Here is an 18,149-nt window from a genome sequence, read left to right on the forward strand (position 1 = left end):
TCTAGCCCAGCGCCCGCGGGTGCGCCGTCGCGTACACCTCGCGCAGGGTGTTGACCGTGACCAGCGTGTACACCTGCGTCGTCGTCACCGACGCGTGACCGAGCAGTTCCTGGACGACCCGGACGTCCGCGCCGCCTTCGAGCAGGTGCGTGGCGAAGGAGTGGCGGAGGGTGTGCGGCGAAACCGCGGCGACGATCCCCGCCCGTTCGGCGGTGTCCTTGAGGACCTGCCACGCGCTCTGCCGCGAAAGCCTGCTGCCGCGGGCGTTGAGGAACAGCGCCGCGGTGCCGCGGCCGTGGGCGGCGAGCGCCGGCCGCGCGCGGACGGTGTAGGCGTGCAGCGCGGCGAGCGCGGGGCGCCCGATCGGGACGAGCCGCTGCTTGCCGCCCTTGCCGTCGAGCAGCACGGTGCGTTCGACGTCGTCGACGTCGTCGACGTCCAGGCCGACGGCTTCGGAGATCCGGGCGCCGGTCGAGTAGAGCACTTCCAGCAGGGCCCGGTCGCGCAGCGGGCGTTCGCCGTCCGGCGGTGGGGTCTCCAGCAACCGCAGGACGTCGTCGACGGGCAAGGCCTTGGGCAGCCGCTTCGCCGGTGTCGGCGGCCGGACCTCGCGGGCCGGGTTGTGCTCGGTGAGGCCCTCGGCGTGGGCGAACTTGTGCAGCCCCCGCACGGCGACCAGCGCCCGCGCGGCCGAGGAGGCAGCCAGCGGCTGGTGCTCGCCGTCGCCTTCCCGGAGCGCGGCGCCGAAGGACGTCACGTGCGCGGACGTGACGTCGGCGATCTTCGCGACACCGACGCCGTCGAGATGGGCGGCGTATCGGCGCAGGTCACGGGCGTAGCTGTCCAGGGTGTTGCGCGCGGTCCCGCGTTCGACGACCAGGTGGTCGAGGTAGGCGGCGATCACGTCGGCCGTGCTGTGCGGGCTGGAGGCCACGCGGGTCACCTTAGGCCGCCCGGGGCTCGTGACCCGGCAGAAACCCCGTTCTCAGCTCCACGCGGTTACCTTGGACTGCATGGAGTCGGACGAACTCCGCATCGGCACGGCCGAGCGGGAGGAAGCGGCGAGGCTGCTCGCCGACCACTTCGGCATGGGCCGCATCACGCCGGACGAGTACGAGACGCGGGTGACGGACGCCTACGCGGCGACCACCCTGGGCGATCTGCGGCCGCTGTTCCGCGACCTGCCGCACCCGCACCCGGGGTTCTTCGGGCCGCCGCCGGCGTACCCGCAGCCGACGATGCAGGTGCCGATGTACGGGCCGCCGGACCAGTATGCGCCGCCGGCCCCGATGCCGTACGCGCAGCAGCCGGTGCCGTACTCCTACCGGTCCAAGACCGTGGCCGGGGTGCTGCAGATCGTGCTGCCGTTCGGCGTCGGCCGGTTCTACACCGGCCAGGTCGGGCTCGGCCTGCTCCAGCTGTTCGTCTGCCTGATCACCCTCGGCTTCGGTGCGATCTGGCCGTTGATCGACGGCATCGTGCTGCTCGCCAACGGCGGCCTCGACGCCGAAGGCCGCCCACTACGCCCCTGACCCCGCACCTCCGAGTCCGTGAATGGCACATTGAGGGACTTGAAGTCCCTCAATGTGCCATTCACGGACTTTCGCGGGTCAGGCTTCCTTGCGCTTGGCGAACGCCGTCGGACGGTCTTCCCATGGGGCGTCCGCGGGACGCGCCGGAGCCGCGCCCGAGAGCACCGCGTGCGCGGCCAGCACGCCGGACACCGTGGCGCCGTTGATCAGCTCACCCGCCAGGGCCATCCGGACGGCCTCGGCGAGCGGGAACTTGCGGATCACCAGGTCCGCCTCCTCCTCGCCGAGCACGTCGCGGTCCACATCGGACAGTCCGCGGGCCAGGAAGACCCGCACGACCTCGTCGGTGAAGCCGGGTGACGCCGCGACGTCGACCAGCGTCACCCAGTCCGAAGCGGTCAGGCCGACCTCTTCGACGAGCTCCCGGCGAGCCGTGCCGACCGGGTCCTCGCCGAGGTGGTCGATCAGGCCGGCGGGCAGCTCCCACAGCCGGTGCCCGATCGGGTGCCGGTACTGGTGGATCAGCGTGACCTGCTGCTCGTCGTCCAGCGCGACGATCGCGACCGCGCCGAGGTGCTCGATCACCTCGCGGACCGCGGTGTCGCCACCCGGCATCACGACGTCGTCGATCCGCAGGCCGACGACGCGTCCGATGTGGACGTCACGGCTGGCCGCGACGCTGAACTCGTGCTCGCCCGGCGCGGTCACCGGGCCGCCACGGGGGCCTCGGGCAGCTCGACCGGCAGCCGCTCGGCGACCTTGCGGTCCACCACGGCCTTGACGAACGCGCTGAACAGCGGGTGCGGCCGGGTCGGGCGGCTCTTGAGCTCCGGGTGCGCCTGCGTGCCGACGAAGAACGGGTGCACGTCGGCGGGCAGCTCGACGAACTCGACCAGGCGGTCGTCCGGCGACGTGCCGGAGAACACCAGGCCCGCGTCGGTGAGCTGCTTGCGGTAGGCGTTGTTCACCTCGTAGCGGTGCCGGTGCCGCTCGGACACCTCGGTGGTGCCGTACGCCTTGGCGACCTGCGAACCCGGCTTGAGCTTCGCCGGGTAGGCGCCCAGGCGCATGGTGCCGCCCATGTCCCGCTCCCCCGCGACGACGTCGCGCTGGTCGGCCATCGTCGAGATCACCGGGTGCTTGGTGTTCTCGTCGAACTCCGACGACCCGGCGTCGGCGATGCCGGCCAGGTGCCGGGCCGCCTCGATGACCATGCACTGCAGGCCGAGGCACAGCCCGAGCAGCGGCACGCCGCGGGTGCGGGCGTACTCGATCGCGCCGACCTTGCCCTCGATGCCGCGGATGCCGAAGCCGCCCGGGATCAGCACACCGTCCACATCGGACAGCACCGATGCCGCACCGGACGCGGTCTGCGCGTCGTCGGAGGCGACCCAGACGATCTCGACCTTGGCGCGGTGGGCGAACCCGCCCGCGCGCAGCGCCTCGGTGACCGACAGGTAGGCGTCCGGCAGGTCGATGTACTTGCCGACGACGGCGACCCGCACGGTCTCGCTCGGGTTGTGCACCCGGTCGAGCAGGTCGCCCCACACCGTCCAGTCGACGTCGCGGAACGGCAGCCCGAGGCGGCGGACGACGTAGGCGTCGAGCGCCTCGCCGTGCAGCACCTTCGGGATGTCGTAGATGGACCGCGCGTCGGGGCAGGCGATGACGGCCTCGGTGTCGACGTCGCACATCAGGCCGATCTTGCGCTTGAGGTCCTCGGGGATCTCGCGGTCGGCCCGGCAGACCAGCGCGTCGGGCTGGATGCCGATGTTGCGCAGCGCGGCGACCGAGTGCTGGGTCGGCTTCGTCTTGAGCTCGCCCGACGGCGCCAGGTACGGCACCAGCGAGACGTGCAGGAAGAAGCAGTGGTCGCGGCCGACGTCGTGGCGGACCTGGCGGCAGGCCTCCAGGAACGGCAGGGACTCGATGTCGCCGACCGTGCCGCCGACCTCGGTGATGACGACGTCCGGGGCGGTCCCGGCCTCGTCCGGCTCGGCGGCCGCGGTGATCCGGGCCTTGATCTCGTCGGTGATGTGCGGAATGACCTGCACGGTGTCGCCGAGGTACTCGCCGCGGCGCTCCTTGGCGATCACCTCGGAGTAGACCTGGCCGGTCGTGACGTTGGCCTTGCCGTCGAGGTCGCGGTCGAGGAAGCGCTCGTAGTGCCCGATGTCGAGGTCGGTCTCGGCGCCGTCGTCGGTGACGAACACCTCACCGTGCTGGAACGGGTTCATCGTCCCGGGGTCGACGTTGAGGTACGGATCGAGCTTCTGCATCGTGACGCGAAGCCCGCGCGCGGTAAGGAGTTGTCCCAGGCTGGAAGCCGTGAGTCCCTTACCCAGAGAGGAGGCGACGCCTCCGGTGACAAATACGTACTTGGTAGCCCGCGACTGAAGTCCCACGGGCCGCCAGCATATCCCAAGCCGGCCGAACCGCTCGCCGGGACATGCCCGAACTGTCTTTTGTGCCCTTGACCACCCGCAGGGGTGAGTCAGGCGGCGGCCTTCGCCGGACGCAGGCGCGGGCGCCCGGTGAGCGCGCGGCTGCCCGGCAGGCGGCGCAACGCCTCGACGATCACGATCGTCAGCGCGATCGTGGCCACGTAGATGATCACGCTCAGCCACGGTGCGCCGAAGCGCTCGGCCACGTGCGGGATCGCCGGGCCCAGGAGGGCCAGGGCCAGCGGATGGACGAGGAACACGCTGAACGACCGGTTCGCCGCCCACGAGACCACCCGGGCGCCCCGGCTGCCGTCCCGGCGGCGGCCCGCCCACCAGGTGGCGAACGCGTAGATCGCCGCGATGACGGTGACGCACCACGGGATCAGGTAGGGCTGGAACGGGTCGCTGGCCACCTGCGGGAACGTTCCACTGTGGACGGTGCGCAGGTAGTACCACTCGGTGCCGGCGAGCACCGCCACGAGCGCGCCGCCGAGCAGCAGCCGGTGCCGGCCGACCCAGGCGTGCACGGCCTCGAAGTGCATGGCCACCACGGCGCCGAACACGGTGTAGAACTGGTACGGCAGCAGCGTGGCGTACAGGTGGGTGATCGTCTCGTAGCCGACGCCGAACGGCTGGTAGGTCATGAACAGCGTCACGCCGACCTGCAGCACCCCGCTGCCGAGCAGCAGCCACTTGTGCTTTCCCGCGGTCGCGCGCAACAGCTTCATCAGCACCGGGAACAGCAGGTACACCTGCATCGTCACGAGCAGGAAGTACAGGTGGTACCAGGCGCCGCCGGTGACGAGGTCCTTGACCAGCAGGCGCATCGACGCCTCGAGCGAGTCCGGCTGCTGCGTGCCGGTGACCAGCGAGAACGCCCAGAAGAACATCGACCAGGCCAGGTACGGCGTCGCGACCAGCGGCAGCCGGCGGCGCCAGAAGTCGCCGGGGGTGATCTCGCGGCCGCGGTTCTGGAACACCAGCACGAACCCGGTCAGCGCGAAGAACGCCTCCCGCGTGAAGTGCAGCGGAGTCTCGACGGCGTTGGCGCCGACGTCCTGCGCGAAGTTGGTCGCGCCGACCACGTGGATGAGGATCACGCAGGCGAACGTGACCAATCGGAACAGGTCGATCTGGTGCAGGTACGGCGCTTTCCCACCCGGTCTCGCGATCCGGGAGGGAGCTTCGAGAGTGGCCTGGGCAGTCGTCATCGTGCCGCCGTTCCGGCACCGTCGTCGGCGTGGTTCACGTTGTCAGACTTGCCACCCATTCTGTGAATTTCCCATGAAGGCACTGGGAAGCGCCTGTTGGCGGAGGTCCCGCGGGCTGTTGGATATGCCACTCCCGCTCACGGAGCGAGGACCCGCCGATCATGTTAATACGTGAGCTCTCCGGCACCGAGCGTGACCTTCGTCATCCCGCCGTGATCAGCGGAAAACCTCCTGCTCGACCTCCTGCCGGACCGCCGAAAGCGCGTCGCGGAGTTCGGCGTGTCCCACCGAGCCCAGCGCCAGCCGGAGCGCCTGCGGCACCGCCGGGGTCGTCGCGAACGGCTCGGCCGTGGAGACCGCGACGCGCCGCCGGGCGAGCGCCGCCACGATGCGGTCCGGCCGGGAGTCGCGGGCGAGCGGCAGCCACCGGAAGTACGACGACGGGTGCCCGGTCCACGGAAGCCCGGCCAGCACCTCCGAGGCGAGTGCCTGCCGCTGTCGCGCGTCTTCGCGCTTGCGGACCTCCAAGCGTGCCACGGTACCGTCGTCGAGCCATCGGCGCGCGATGGCCGCGGTCAGGGCGGGCGTGTTCCACGTCGTGGCCCGGATCGCGCTTTCGAGCGCCGGCACGAGCCCGGCCGGCGCGACAGCGAACCCGAAGCGCAACCCGGTCGCGACGCTCTTCGACAGCCCCGAAACGTGGACGGTGGCTTCCGGCGCGAGCATCGCCAACGGCGGGGGCGCGTCCTCGGCGAGGTAGGCGTACGACCCGTCCTCGATGATCGTCAGCCCGTGCCGCCGGGCGATCTCGGCGAGCCGCGCGCGCTGCTCGGCGGCGAGCACCCAGCCCAGCGGGTTGTGCAGGGTCGGCATCGCGTACAGCGCGCGGACCCGGCGACGGCGGCACAGCCGGTCGAGCGCGTCGAGGTCGGGCCCCTCGGCGGTCACCGGGAGCGGCGCGAGGTCGAGCCCGAGCGTGCGCGCGAGCACCCGGAACCCCGGGTAGGTGAGGGCGTCCACCGCGACGACGTCGCCGGGCCGCAGCAGCGCCATCGCCGTCACCGCCAGCCCGTGCTGCGCGCCGTCGACGATCAGCACGCGCTCGCGGCCGGCTTCGAGCCCGCGCCGACGCAGGTGGCGGGCGACGGCGGCCCGGTCGTCCGCGCGCCCCCGGTGCGGCTGGTAGCGCAGCAGCGCGTCGAGGTCCCCGGCCGTCGCGAGGTCCCGCAGCGCCTGGCGCAGCAGGTCGGCCTGGCCGGGGATCGACGGCGAGTTGAAGCTGAGGTCCACGGCGTCGGCCGCGACCGAGCGTTCGTCGGCGCCGTCGCCGGCGGCGAGGTCGCGGACGAACGTGCCCCGCCCCTGCTCGCAGCTGACCAGGCCCATCGCTTCGAGCTCGGCGTACACCCGGGACGCCGTCACGACGGCGATGCCTTCGTCGGCCGCGAGCCGGCGGTGGGTGGGCAGCCGGGTGCCGGCCGGCCACTGCCCGCCGCGGATCTTCGCCGCGAACGCGTCCACGACGACCTTGTACTTCGGCACCCGCACGCCGCGATTGTAGGCAGGACAATTTGTGGACTGTCCTGGATCGGCGGTCCTAGCGTGCGGGCATGCACACCGCGATCCTGACCTTCGACGGCTACAACGAACTCGACTCGCTCATCGCGCTCGGCGTCCTCAACCGGGCGCCCGGTTCGCGGGTGTCGATCGCAAGCCCGGCCCCGCGGGTGACGTCGATGAACGGCGTCACGATCGACGCCATGATCGGCCTGGAGGAGGCCTGCACGGCCGACGCCGTGATCGTCGGCAGCGGCTCGAAGACCCGCGAGGTCGTCGAAGACCCCGCGATCATGAGCACCCTGGCGCGGCTCGATCCCGCCCGGCAACTGCTCGCCGCGCAGTGCTCGGGCACGCTCGTCCTGGCCAGGCTGGGACTGCTCGACGACGTGCCCGCCTGCACCGACCTGACGACGAAGCCGTGGGTGCTCGCGGCCGGCGTCGAGGTGCTGAACCAGCCGTTCTTCGCCCGCGGCACGCTCGCCACCGCAGGCGGCTGCCTCGCCTCGGCGTACCTCGCGGCGTGGGTCCTCGCCCGGCTCCACGGCCTCGAAGCGGCCGAGCACGCCCTGCACTACGTCGCTCCGGTCGGCGAGAAGGACGAGTACGTCGAGCGCGCCCTGCGGAACGTGACGCCCTACCTCGAGCCGGCCGTCGCCTCTTCCTGATCCCGCTCGTCGCCGAAGAGGGACTTCAGCGTCACCTCGCGGTTGACCCGCACGTGCTCGACGGCTTCGGCGTGCGCGCGGTCCGCGTCGCCCGACGCGATCGCGTCGTAGAGCCGGCGGTGCTCGTCGAGCAGCTCGGTCCAGTGCTCGTTCTGGCTGGTGAGCCAGCGGAGCCTGCCCTGCAACGGCTGCAGCATCGTGGTCAGCAGCGCGTTGCCCGCGATGGCCACGATCTCGTCGTGGAAGCGCGAGTTGAGCACGGTGATCCGGGCGGCGTCGCCGCGGGCCGTCGCGCGGGCGGCGTCGGCGAGCGTCCGCTCGAGCCGCTTCAGCTCCTGCGCTCCCACCCGTTCGGCGGCGCGCCCCGCGGCGAGTCCCTCCAACGCCTCGCGGACGTCGAACAGCTCCTCGACGTCGACGCGCGCGAGCTGCCGGACGACGATCCGGCGCGCCGACTGCTCGACGAGGAAGCCTTCGGCCTCGAGGCTGCGGATCGCTTCGCGGACCGGCACCCTGGACACCCCGAGGTCCTCGGCCAGCTCGCGCTCGACCAGCCGGTCGCCGGGACGGAGACGGCCGGTCAGGATCCGTTCGCGCAGCTCGTCGCGCACCCGCTGCCGGGTGGCCGCGAGGGGCTGCCGCTCGCTCGCCGTCGTCACCGACTCCCCTCTCACGGAAGGCTACGCAACCTTCCGTAACCCGAGTTTAACGACCGGAGGGTTGACGGGGGCGGACATCGGGGTGATATTTGGGATGCCAAATTTTGGTATCCCAAATCGCCGTCGCTGCACTGTGACACGCGGGGCTTCGCCCCGGCCGGGGGCTCCGCCACCCGGAACCCCCGAAGGAATCCGTAGATCGGAGGCCCGCCTTGACCGCCGCCCCGCTCACCGAATCCCAGCAAGACACGACCACGCTGCCGGATCCCCGGCTCTGGAACGAAGACCTGGCCCCGGCGAAGGACCGCCGCTGGAAGGTCTACGACATCTTCGCCCTGTGGATGTCGGACGTGCACAACCTCGGCAACTACACCTTCGCGGCCGGGCTCTTCGTGCTCGGCCTGTCGGCCTGGCAGGTGTTCACCGCCCTGCTGTTCGGCTTCGTGATCATCTACTTCGGCATGAACCTGATGGGCCGGATCGGCCAGCGCACCGGCGTCCCGTTCCCGGTCGTCGCGCGGATCAGCTTCGGCACGTTCGGCGCCAACCTGCCCGCGCTGATCCGCGCGATCATCGCGATCTTCTGGTACGGCATCCAGACCTACCTCGCGAGCGTCGCCATCACACTGCTCGTGCTCACCATCGACCCGGGCCTGAAACCGTTGACCGAACACGGTTTCCTCGGCCTGCACGCGCTCGGCTGGATCTGCTTCGTCGCGCTCTGGGCGGTCCAGGCGCTCATCCTGACGCGCGGCATGGAGTCGGTCCGCAAGTTCCAGGACTGGTGCGGCCCCGCCATCTGGGTCGTGATGATCGCCCTCGCGGTGTGGATCCTCGCCGCCGGCAACTGGCACATCTCGCTGACCAGCAGCCCGAAGCAGCTGTCGACGGGCGAGCAGATCCGCCAGTGGTTCGGCGCGGCCGGGCTGATCCTGGCCACCTACGGCACGCTGATGCTGAACTTCTGCGACTTCTCCCGCAACGCCCCGGACCAGAAGACGGTGAAGCGCGGCAACTTCTGGGGCCTGCCGATCAACTCGACGGCGTTCGCGCTGCTGTCGGTGATCGTGACCGCGGGCAGCATGCAGGTGTTCGGCGAAGCGATCACCGACCCGGCCGAACTGCTGGCGAAGGTGCACAGCACGCCGGTGCTGATCGTCGGCGCGCTGACGTTCGCCATCGCCACCATGGGCGTCAACATCGTCGCCAACTTCGTCTCCCCCGCCTACGACCTGGCCAACATCTGGCCGAAGCGGATCACGTTCACCATCGGCGGGCTGATCAGCGCGGTGGCCGCGCTGTGCGTGCTGCCGTGGAAGCTGTACTCGTCGCCGGCGGTCGTCAACTACTTCCTCGGCGGGCTCGGCGCGTTCCTCGGGCCGCTGTTCGGGATCATGATCGTCGACTACTACCTGATCCGGCGCGGCAAGGTGGATGTCGCGCAGCTGTTCGTCGACGGCGGCGCCTACCCGCGGGTCAACCCGCGTGCGCTCGTGACGTTCTTCCCCACCGCCGCGCTGGCCGCGGTGATCGCGCTGGTGCCGTTCTTCGCCCCGGCCGCGCCGTACTCGTGGTTCATCGGCACGGCGTCGTCGGCGCTGCTGTACTTCGGGGTCTCGAGGAAGCACCGATGAGGATCGTCGTCACCAACTGCAACACCACCGAGGCGATGACGAAGGAGATCGAAGCCGGGGCCCGTGCGGCCGCGAGCCCCGGCACCGAAATCCTGGCCAGGACACCGAAGTGGGGTCCGGAGTCGGCCGAGGGCTGGCTGGACAGCTTCCTGTCCGCCGCGGCCGTACTGGACCTGTTGCGGGGCCTGGACGAACCGTTCGACGCGGTCGTGCTCGCCGGGTTCGGCGAGCACGGCCGCGAGGGCGCGCGCGAACTGGTGGACGTCCCGGTCGTCGACATCACCGAAGCGGCCGCGCACCTGGCCTGCCTGCTCGGCCGCCGCTACGGCGTGGTGACCACTTTGGACCGGACGTGCGGGCTGATCGAGGACAGCCTGCACGCGGCCGGGGTGGCCCAGAACTGCGTCACGGTCACCGGCGCCGGGCTCGGCGTGCTGGAGCTGACGGACGAACGCCGCACGGAATCGGCCCTGCTGACCGCCGGCCGCCGAGCCCGGGACGCCGGGGCGGAGGTGCTGGTGCTGGGCTGCGCCGGGATGACGGGGCTCGACCGGAAGATCGCGACGATGCTGGACATCCCGGTGATCGACGGCGTCGCCGCGGCGGTCCGGCTCGCCGAGTCGCTCGTGGCGCTGGGTCTCAAGACCAGCCGCGCGGGCTCGTACGCCAAGCCGCTGGCCAAGCGGCGCACCTGGCCCGATTGACACCCGGCCGCTCGCACAGCAAGAATCGCCGACGCCACACGCCGTACCGCCGCCCGGTGACGAGTGGGGATCCTGGCGTCCCCGAAGGGCGGTCGAAGGTGCGAAGGCTCCGCGTTCTGGGCGCGCTGGCGCTGTCGGCGAGCATGATCCTGGTCCCGGTCAGCGGGACGGCGGTGGCCGCGTCGCCACCGCACACCGTCCTCACCGACGGCGGCAAGCTCGCGGCGATCCGGCAGGCCGTCCGGAGCGGCCACGCCTCCAGCGCCCAGCGGGACGCGCTGAAAGCCGTGCTGGACAAGGCGAACACCGCGCTGACCGCCGGCCCGTGGTCGGTCATGGACAAGCCGTCCGCGCCGCCGAGCGGCGACAAGCACGACTACATGAGCCAGGCGCCGTACTGGTGGGCGAGTGAGAAGACGCCGGAGAACCCGCAGGGCTGCCCTTACGTCAGCAAGGACGGCCAGCGCAACCCGGAGGCCGACGCGATCACCGACCACACGTACCGGATGTGGGCCTGGGACGCGATGTACTACCTCTCGCTCGCCTGGTACTACACCGGCGACGCGAAGTACGCGAAGCGGGCGGCGCTGGACATCCGGACCTGGTTCCTCGACCCGGCCACCAGGATGGACCCGAACATGACGCACTCGCAGATCATCCCGTGCAAGACGACGATCAGCGGCACCGGGATCATCGACTCGACCCAGTCGTTCAGCCAGCTCCTCGACACCTTCGCGCTGCTCGACGGCGGCGCACCGGGCTGGACCGGCCAGGACCGCTCCGGGATCAAGGCGTGGCTCGCGCAGTACCTCGACTGGATGCAGACCAGTCCGCAGGCCAAGCTGGAACTGGCCGCCACCAACAACCACGGCACGTTCCTCGACATGCAGAACGCGACGATCGCGGTGTACCTGGGCAAGCGGGACACCGCGCGCAAGATCGTGCTCGACGCGGAGCAGAAGCGGTTCCCGGTGCAGTTCGCCGCCGACGGCAGCCAGCCGCTCGAGCTGTCCCGGACGATGTCCTGGCACTACGTCAACTTCAACCTCACCGCGTGGGGCCGGATGGCGGAGCTCGGGAAGAACCTCGGCGTCGACGTCTGGAAGTACCGGGCGCCGAACGGCGTGACGCTGCGGAAGGTCGTCGACCAGCTGATCCCGGGTGCGCTGCAGGGCGCCGCGGGCTGGCCGCACCAGCAGATCGGCGTGTTCGACCAGTCGATCGCGGCGGACATCTTCCACGCCGCGGCCGAGGAGGCGCACGACACCGACGCGGCCGCCGCGCTGAAGAAGATGCCGCTGCCCGCGGGTGGCGACACGTGGCCGGTGCGCGTGTCGTGCTTCCCGCTCGACCCGCCGCTCAAGTAACCCGACCTTCGCCGGGAAATCCGGACACGACGTCCCATAGCGCACGTCGTTCGTAATTGGTCTAGTCCAAAGTATTGACACTCGGTTTCCCCGCGCGCACATTCATGACCGGGGCCGGACCCGCTTCGTGAAGAACCGTCGCGTACGCCCTCTCCCGCGCCGTCGCGGCCCGGGAGAGGGCCGTCCGCCTGCGCGAGGAGACGCCCATGCAGCGAAGATTCGCCCTGGTCGCCGCCGCGGCCGCCGCCGTCGTGATCGGTGCGCTGACCGTCGCCGGCCCGGCGACCCCGGACGCGGCCGCCGCCACCTCCGGCGGGGTCCGGATCGCCTACTACGACCAGTGGAGCATCTACCAGAACGCCTACTACCTGAAGAACGTCGACGCGATCGCCGGCAACCTCGACTACCTGCTCTACGACTTCGAGAACATCGACCCGGGCACCCTCACCTGCTTCGAAGCCACGAAAGCGACGACCCCGGACCCCGGTGGCGAGAGCGACCCGAACGCCGGCGACGGCGCCGAGGACCAGTTCGCCGACTACCAGAAGACGTTCGGCTCCGACATCAGCGTCGACGGCACCGCCGACACCTGGAACCAGCCGATCGCCGGCAACTTCCACCAGCTGCAGGAGCTCAAGGCGCGGCACCCGAACCTCAAGGTGCTGCTGTCGATCGGCGGCTGGACGTACTCGAAGTACTTCTCCGACGCCGCCGCGAGCGACGCGTCGCGCAAGAAGTTCGTCAGCTCGTGCCTCGACATGTTCATCAAGGGCAACATCCCGGCGTCCGGCGGCTACGGCGGCCCGGGCACCGCGGCGGGCATCTTCGACGGCATCGACATCGACTGGGAGTACCCGGGCTCACCCACCGGCCACGTCGGCAACCACTACAGCGCGGCCGACACGGCGAACTACACCGCGCTGATGGCCGAGTTCCGCACCGAGCTGGACGCGTTGGGCGGCAAGCATTACGCGCTCTCGGCCGCGCTCCCCGGCGGTCAGGACAAGATCGCGAAGATCCAGACCGACCGGATCGGGCAGTACCTGGACTTCGGCAACGCGATGACCTACGACATGCACGGCGCGTGGGACGCGACCGGGCCGACGAACTTCCAGGACCCGCTGTACTCGTCGCCGGGTGACCCGTCGGGCACGATCCCGCCCGGCACCGAGAAGTACACGATCGATTCGGTGATCAAGGACTACCTGCACGGCAACAGCGCGTACGGCATCGCGGGCGGCTTCCCGGCGGCCAAGCTCACCCTGGGCATCCCGTTCTACTACCGCGGCTGGACCGGCGTGCCGGCCGGGGCGAACCACGGGCTGTACCAGTCCGCTTCGGGTCCGTCCCCCGGGCACACGCTGAGCGGCAACGTCCCCGGTGTCGCGATGTACAAGGAACTGTCCGGTGTCGTCGACAACCCGGTGGACACCTACTGGGACCCGGTCACGCAGTCGGCCTGGTTCTACGACGGGACGAACTTCTACGGCGGCTCGTCGGCGCAGTCGGTCAAGGCACGCACGGACTACATCCACTGCACGGGTCTCGGCGGCGCGATGATGTTCTCGCTCTACGACCTGGACCCGGGGTCGACGTTGTTCCACGCGGTGGTCGACGGCCTCGCGGCCTCGACGCCGAACTGCTCGGCACCGCCGACCACGACGCCACCCACCACTCCTACGACGCCGACAACTCCGACCACGCCCACCACACCGCCTACGACCACCCCCACGACGCCGCCTTCGATCCCCGCGTGGGCACCGAACACGGCGTACGCGACGGGCGCGAAGGTGACCTACAACGGCATCACGTACACGTGCCGCCAAGCCCACACCTCACTGGTGGGCTGGGAACCGCCGAACGTCCCGGCGCTCTGGCTCGCCGACTGAGCACCCTGCCGAAAGTCCGTGAATGTCGCATTGAGGGACTCAGAGTCCCTCAATGCGACATTCACGGACCTGGCTGAACCCCGACGTCAGTTGCCGTTGGGGGCGCCGACACCGGGCGCGGGGGCCTGCGCGTTGCCCGCGATGCCGTAGCGGCCGGCGCCGCCGTCGAGCTGTTCCTTCAGCGCCAGCACCGTGCTCACCCGCCCGGCCGAGCTGTCCACGTTGTCCACAGTGGACAGGATCGACGTCGACGACGTGTCCGCGCGGACCACGCCCAGCGCGCCCGTCCCCTCCGCGGAACCGGCGTCGCCGGCCAGGACCGTGCCCGCGCCGCTGCGGTCGAGCTGCGTGGCGAACCGGGCGATCGTCGCCGCGCGGTCGCCCGCGCTGTCGCCGCTCGCCTGAGCCCCGGTCAGCACGATCGCCAGCTGCGCCGGCTTGACCTCCTGGCCCGCCTTGACGAATCCGCCGTCGGTGAGCCCGCCGATCGCGGCCGCCAGCTCCTCGCCGGAGGACTGGGGCTTCGCCGTGGTCTTGTCCAGCAGCAGCACCGAACCGAGCAGCGCGCCGGCGAGCGTGCCGGAGTCGCCCGCGGTCGGGAACTTCGAGCCGGCCGGCTGCAGGCGCGTGACGACGTCACGGAGCTGGTCGGCCTTTTCCGGGTCGGCGAACGCGGCCGTCAGCTGCACCTCACCGGTCACCGAAGCACCGGACTGGCCGATCAGCTGCTTGAGCGCGTCCCGGTCGGCCGGGCGCGCGTCCTCGGTGGTCACGAGCACCACCGACCGCTTGTCCAACGCCCCGGCGACGACCTTCGGCCCCATCGAGCCGGCGAACGCGTCCGCGTCGGCCAGCCGGGCGTCGAGCGCGTTGCGCTGCGCCTCGAGGTCGGAGACCTGGCTGCCGAGGTCCTTCTTCTCCCCCGCCAGCCCGGACAGCAGCGAACCGTTGAGCGCCGTCGAACCGAGCACGACGCCGACGGCGAGCGCGAGGAAGCAGGCGGCGATGGAAACGACGTGGTAGCGCAGCGAAATCACGTGAACAATCCCTTGCCCCAGGCAGCGAGCGAATTCCAGGTGTGCCGGAGCCAGTCCAGGTAGACCGAGCCCACGTCGGACACCAGCAGGGCCGCGGCGACGACCACGACCGCGGCGAGCACGAGCAGCACGACCGCGCCGATCGACACCCGGCTGCGGTGCAGCGTCGCCACCGCCTTCCCGTCGACGAGCTTCGTGCCGAGCTTGAGCCGGGTCAGGAACGTCGACGGGTTCGACCCGGACCGGCCGTGGTCGAGGAACTCGCGCAGGGTGGCCTGGAAGCCGACCGTGACGACCAGGCTCGCGCCGTGCGCGTCGGCCAGCAGCAGCGCGAGGTCCTCGGCGTTGCCCGACGCCGGGAACGTCACCGCACCGATGCCGAGGTCCTGGATCCGCGAGACGCCGGGGGCGTGCCCGTCCGGCTGGGCGGGCACCACGACCTCCGCGCCGCCGCGCAGCGTGGTGGTGCCGATGCCGGTGGGGTCGCCGACGATGACGTCCGGCTTGTAGCCCTGCACGCGCAGCGTGTCGGCACCCGCGTCGACGCCGATCAGCACCGGCCGGTGCTCGGCGACGTACTTCTTGAGCTTCTTCAGGTCTTCGGCGTGCCCGTTGCCGCCCGCGACGACCAGCACGTGCCGGTCCCGCAGCGGCACCTTCAGCTCCGGCACGCCGACGCCGTCGAGGATCAGCGTGCGCTCGCGGCGCAGGAACTCGATGGTGTTCGCCGAGAACGCCTCCAGCTGCGTCGACATCCCGGCCTTGGCCTCGATCATCTGGTCCGCGACGCTGTCGGCGGTCTGCTCGATGCCGGAGGCGACCTGGCGCTCGCCGACGTACACGACGCCGTCGTGCAGCCGCAGCTTCGTGCCGTCCTTGATCGTGCGCAGCAGCTCGCCACCGACCGAGTCGACCAGCGGGACACCGGCCGCGACGAGGATCTCGGGGCCCATGTTCGGGAACCGGCCGGAGATCGACGGCGAAGCGTTGACCACGCCGGCGACCTCGGCCTCGACCAGGGCGTCGGCCGTCGCGCGGTCGAGGTCCAGCTGGTCGAGCACGACGATGTCGCCGGGACTGATCCGGCGCAGCAGCTCCCGGGTGCGGCGGTCGACCCGGGCGACCCCGGTGATCCCCGGGAGGGGTTCTTGGTTCCGCGTGAGCAAGCCGGTGAGCTTCATGTGGCCGATGGTGACAAATTTGCTCGTGGGACAACGGACGCCACGCCGTAGCAGGCGTGACTCGTTGTGGTGAGCCGGGTCGCGTATCCCCCGCGCGGGTCAGGCCTCCGATTCCTCCGAAAGGGACCCGAAACCGAGGTTCACCCAGGGGCTCGCCGGGTCCTGAAGGAGCTGGTGGTGGACCCGCACGGCCGCCGCGTACCACTCACCGAACTCGTCGTCCTCGGCGTGCAGCACGCGGCCCATGACGTACCCGGCCGACAGGTCCGCCCATGACTGGTGGTAGCGGCGCGCGAGCGAACCGGCTTCGAGCACCATCAGCTCCGCTGTCAGCGCGTCGCAATAACCGGCGGCGAGACCCCACCGGGCGATGTTGACCGCGCGGCCGACGTCCCACGACAGCGCCGTCGTGACGAACCCGTCCGCATCGACGAGGCCGTCGGCGCGCAGGCGCTGCTCGCAGCGCGACACCCGGCGGACGGTGTCCCGCAGTTCGTCGGCCTGGTCCGCGGCGTCGTTCTCCGCGCACCACCGGTCCACCAGTTCCGCCCAGATCAGCGGGTCGAACTCGCCATTGCGCAGGCCGTACTCGGCGGCGAACCGAAGCCGCAGCATGAGCACGAGGTTGCCGGGCGTCAGCGCGTAGCCGTCCCCGATCAGGTCGGCCATCGTCGCGCGCCACGCCGGCGGGTCCGGCACGCCCCACCAGTCCCGCAGGCCCCGCACCTCGGCGACGTAGTCGTGGCGGCGCGCGTCGAGCACGTTCCACGGCACCGCGTTGAGCACCGCGAGGTGCGCGCCGCAGGCCAGCGCGTGCGCGATCGGCCCTTCGAGGTGCCCGTACGGCGCGGTGATCAGCCGCTCGACCTGCTCCTCCAGCGGGGTGACTTCGTCATGGTGCGCGTCGAGCCACGGCTGCAGGGTCGCGCCCGGCAGCCGCCACTCGCTGCGCGTGCCGCGGTTGAACACGACCCGCTCGTGCCGCCCGACACCGTCCACCGCCCAGTCCAGCGCGCCGCCCATGGCGACGACGTCCGGGCCGAGGTCGGGCAGCGCGCCGCGGGTGAAGACCTGCAGGAACTCGTCGCCACCCGTCTCGAAGTAGACGTTGGGGAAGGTCTCCGCCCGCTCGTCGAGGATGCTGCGGGCGTCGACCCGCCGGATCGGGACGAACAGCTCTTCCCCGGCCAGCAGGCCGAGGTAGCGGTCGAGGTCGCCGTCGCGGCGGGCGGCGGCCAGCTGGGCTTCGACGTCGGCGGGCGGCGGCAGGATCACGGGGCGGCTCCCTCCGCTCGGCCGGTCAGCACGACGAGCTTGCCCGCCGTCCGGTTGTGTTCCAAGTCGTCGTGCGCCTGCCGGATCTCCGTCATCGCGTACACCTTCGCCGGGCCGAGACTCGTTTCGCCGGCGGCGATCCGGTCGAGGTGGCGCTGGAGGACGGAGGCGGGCAGGTCGTCCGCCTCACCACCATAAGCGGTCAACCGCACCCCGGCGGGAAGGTAGCCGATCGGATAGAAGTTCGAGATCGTCCATTGGTTCGACAACATGCCCGTGAAGCAGACCGTGCCGTGCACACGGGTGGCCTTCAGGGTGTCCGGCAAGGTCGGGGTCCCGACGAGCTCGAGGGCCGCGTCGACCCCGTCGGGCACGATTTTCCGGACCTGGTCCGCGACGTCGCCGTCGTCGAGCAGGGGGTGGTCGACGCCGTGTTCGCGCAGGGTTTCGAGCCTTTCCGGCTGCCGGGTGGTGGCGAAGACGGTGGCGCCGAGGTCCTTCGCCAGGGCCGCGGTGGCGAACCCGAGCGCGGACGTCCCGCCGCGGATCAGCAGGGTCTGTCCTTCGCGCAGGTCGAGGCCGGTGGTGAGCGAGCCGTACGCGGTCTGCAGCGTCTCGGGAACCTGGCCGAGCACCTCCCACGGCAGGTCCGAGCGGAACGGGATGACCTGCCCCTTCGGCACCACGGTGTATTCGGCGTAGCCGCCGTCGAAGGTGCGGCCCATGCCGCCCATCATGGTCGCGACCTGCTGCCCGGGCTCGAATTCGCCGCTGGGGTCGGCGTCGACCACGCCGACGGCTTCGATGCCGGGCACGCGCGGGAACGTGACGCCCTCGGCCAGGCCCAGGCGCGTGTGCAGCTCGGACCGGTTGAGGCCGAACGCCTGGACGGCGATCCGCACCCAGCCCGGCTTCGGCTCAGGCAACGGGAGGTCCGTCAGCTCGAGGTTCTCGACGGGACCGGGTTCTCGGAGTACGACCGCGCGCATCA

General features: G+C 71.0%; 16 protein-coding genes. 6 read left to right on the forward strand and 10 right to left on the reverse strand.

Translation table 11 applies throughout. The annotated features are described in order from the left end of the window. Position 1: 1 nt before the first annotated feature. Positions 2-904: a site-specific tyrosine recombinase XerD gene (xerD, locus tag QRX60_RS46875; RefSeq protein ID WP_286003840.1), complete on the reverse strand. Its 903-nt coding sequence runs from the start codon at positions 902-904 to the stop codon at positions 2-4. Positions 905-1,013: 109 nt separating this feature from the next. Between xerD and QRX60_RS46880 the strand changes: the two genes are divergently transcribed. Beyond that, positions 1,014-1,532 carry a DUF1707 domain-containing protein gene (locus tag QRX60_RS46880; protein WP_285997921.1) on the forward strand — a complete coding sequence of 173 codons (519 nt, stop codon included), beginning with the start codon at positions 1,014-1,016 and terminating at the stop codon, positions 1,530-1,532. Between the two features lie 78 nt (positions 1,533-1,610). Here QRX60_RS46880 and QRX60_RS46885 read toward each other — a convergent pair whose 3' ends face one another. The 4 genes from QRX60_RS46885 to QRX60_RS46900 all read right to left on the reverse strand — a co-directional run bounded on the left by QRX60_RS46885 (position 1,611) and on the right by QRX60_RS46900 (position 6,735). Next, positions 1,611-2,240, reverse strand: coding sequence for an NUDIX domain-containing protein (locus QRX60_RS46885; RefSeq protein WP_285997922.1), 630 nt, complete (start codon positions 2,238-2,240; stop codon positions 1,611-1,613). After that, positions 2,237-3,937, reverse strand: a complete 1,701-nt coding sequence (locus QRX60_RS46890; protein ID WP_285997923.1) for a CTP synthase — start codon at positions 3,935-3,937, stop codon at positions 2,237-2,239. The genes QRX60_RS46885 and QRX60_RS46890 overlap by 4 nt, the downstream gene beginning before the upstream one ends. 89 nt (positions 3,938-4,026) lie before the next feature. Next, complete coding sequence (locus QRX60_RS46895) at positions 4,027-5,187, reverse strand: acyltransferase (RefSeq protein WP_285997924.1); 1,161 nt, start codon at positions 5,185-5,187, stop codon at positions 4,027-4,029. A gap of 216 nt (positions 5,188-5,403) precedes the next feature. Further along, positions 5,404-6,735, reverse strand: coding sequence for an aminotransferase-like domain-containing protein (locus QRX60_RS46900; RefSeq protein ID WP_285997925.1), 1,332 nt, complete (start codon positions 6,733-6,735; stop codon positions 5,404-5,406). A gap of 62 nt (positions 6,736-6,797) precedes the next feature. On the opposite strand from QRX60_RS46900, the gene QRX60_RS46905 reads away from it, so the two are divergent. Beyond that, positions 6,798-7,412, forward strand: a complete 615-nt coding sequence (locus QRX60_RS46905) for a DJ-1/PfpI family protein (RefSeq protein ID WP_285997926.1) — start codon at positions 6,798-6,800, stop codon at positions 7,410-7,412. Here the strand turns inward: QRX60_RS46905 and QRX60_RS46910 are convergent. Continuing rightward, the gene (locus tag QRX60_RS46910; RefSeq protein WP_285997927.1) at positions 7,382-8,071 is read right to left on the reverse strand and encodes a GntR family transcriptional regulator; all 690 of its coding nucleotides are present in this window, start codon (positions 8,069-8,071) and stop codon (positions 7,382-7,384) included. The genes QRX60_RS46905 and QRX60_RS46910 overlap by 31 nt on opposite strands. 212 nt (positions 8,072-8,283) lie before the next feature. Between QRX60_RS46910 and QRX60_RS46915 the strand changes: the two genes are divergently transcribed. The 4 genes from QRX60_RS46915 (at position 8,284) to QRX60_RS46930 (ending at position 13,665) form a co-directional block, all read left to right on the forward strand. Beyond that, positions 8,284-9,705: an NCS1 family nucleobase:cation symporter-1 gene (locus QRX60_RS46915; RefSeq protein WP_285997928.1), complete on the forward strand. Its 1,422-nt coding sequence runs from the start codon at positions 8,284-8,286 to the stop codon at positions 9,703-9,705. Next, positions 9,702-10,409, forward strand: a complete 708-nt coding sequence (locus QRX60_RS46920) for an aspartate/glutamate racemase family protein (protein ID WP_285997929.1) — start codon at positions 9,702-9,704, stop codon at positions 10,407-10,409. The genes QRX60_RS46915 and QRX60_RS46920 overlap by 4 nt, the downstream gene beginning before the upstream one ends. A gap of 98 nt (positions 10,410-10,507) precedes the next feature. Further along, positions 10,508-11,776, forward strand: coding sequence for an alginate lyase family protein (locus tag QRX60_RS46925; RefSeq protein ID WP_285997930.1), 1,269 nt, complete (start codon positions 10,508-10,510; stop codon positions 11,774-11,776). A 206-nt stretch (positions 11,777-11,982) separates the two neighbouring features. Beyond that, positions 11,983-13,665, forward strand: a complete 1,683-nt coding sequence (locus QRX60_RS46930; protein WP_285997931.1) for a glycosyl hydrolase family 18 protein — start codon at positions 11,983-11,985, stop codon at positions 13,663-13,665. Positions 13,666-13,751: 86 nt separating this feature from the next. Here the strand turns inward: QRX60_RS46930 and QRX60_RS46935 are convergent, their stop codons facing one another. The 4 genes from QRX60_RS46935 to QRX60_RS46950 form a co-directional block, all read right to left on the reverse strand. Continuing rightward, complete coding sequence (locus tag QRX60_RS46935) at positions 13,752-14,702, reverse strand: copper transporter (protein WP_285997932.1); 951 nt, start codon at positions 14,700-14,702, stop codon at positions 13,752-13,754. Then, a complete protein-coding gene (gene steA / locus QRX60_RS46940; protein ID WP_285997933.1) occupies positions 14,699-15,883 on the reverse strand; it encodes a putative cytokinetic ring protein SteA in 1,185 nt (394 codons plus the stop codon). The genes QRX60_RS46935 and steA overlap by 4 nt, the downstream gene beginning before the upstream one ends. 99 nt (positions 15,884-15,982) lie before the next feature. Further along, positions 15,983-17,158, reverse strand: coding sequence for a DUF1266 domain-containing protein (locus tag QRX60_RS46945; protein WP_285997934.1), 1,176 nt, complete (start codon positions 17,156-17,158; stop codon positions 15,983-15,985). Next, positions 17,155-18,147, reverse strand: coding sequence for a zinc-binding alcohol dehydrogenase family protein (locus QRX60_RS46950; RefSeq protein WP_285997935.1), 993 nt, complete (start codon positions 18,145-18,147; stop codon positions 17,155-17,157). Before QRX60_RS46950 ends, QRX60_RS46945 begins: the two co-directional genes overlap by 4 nt. Positions 18,148-18,149 lie beyond the last annotated feature (2 nt).

Source organism: Amycolatopsis mongoliensis, from assembly GCF_030285665.1.
In the GTDB taxonomy this organism is placed as follows: Bacteria; Actinomycetota; Actinomycetes; order Mycobacteriales; family Pseudonocardiaceae; genus Amycolatopsis; species Amycolatopsis mongoliensis.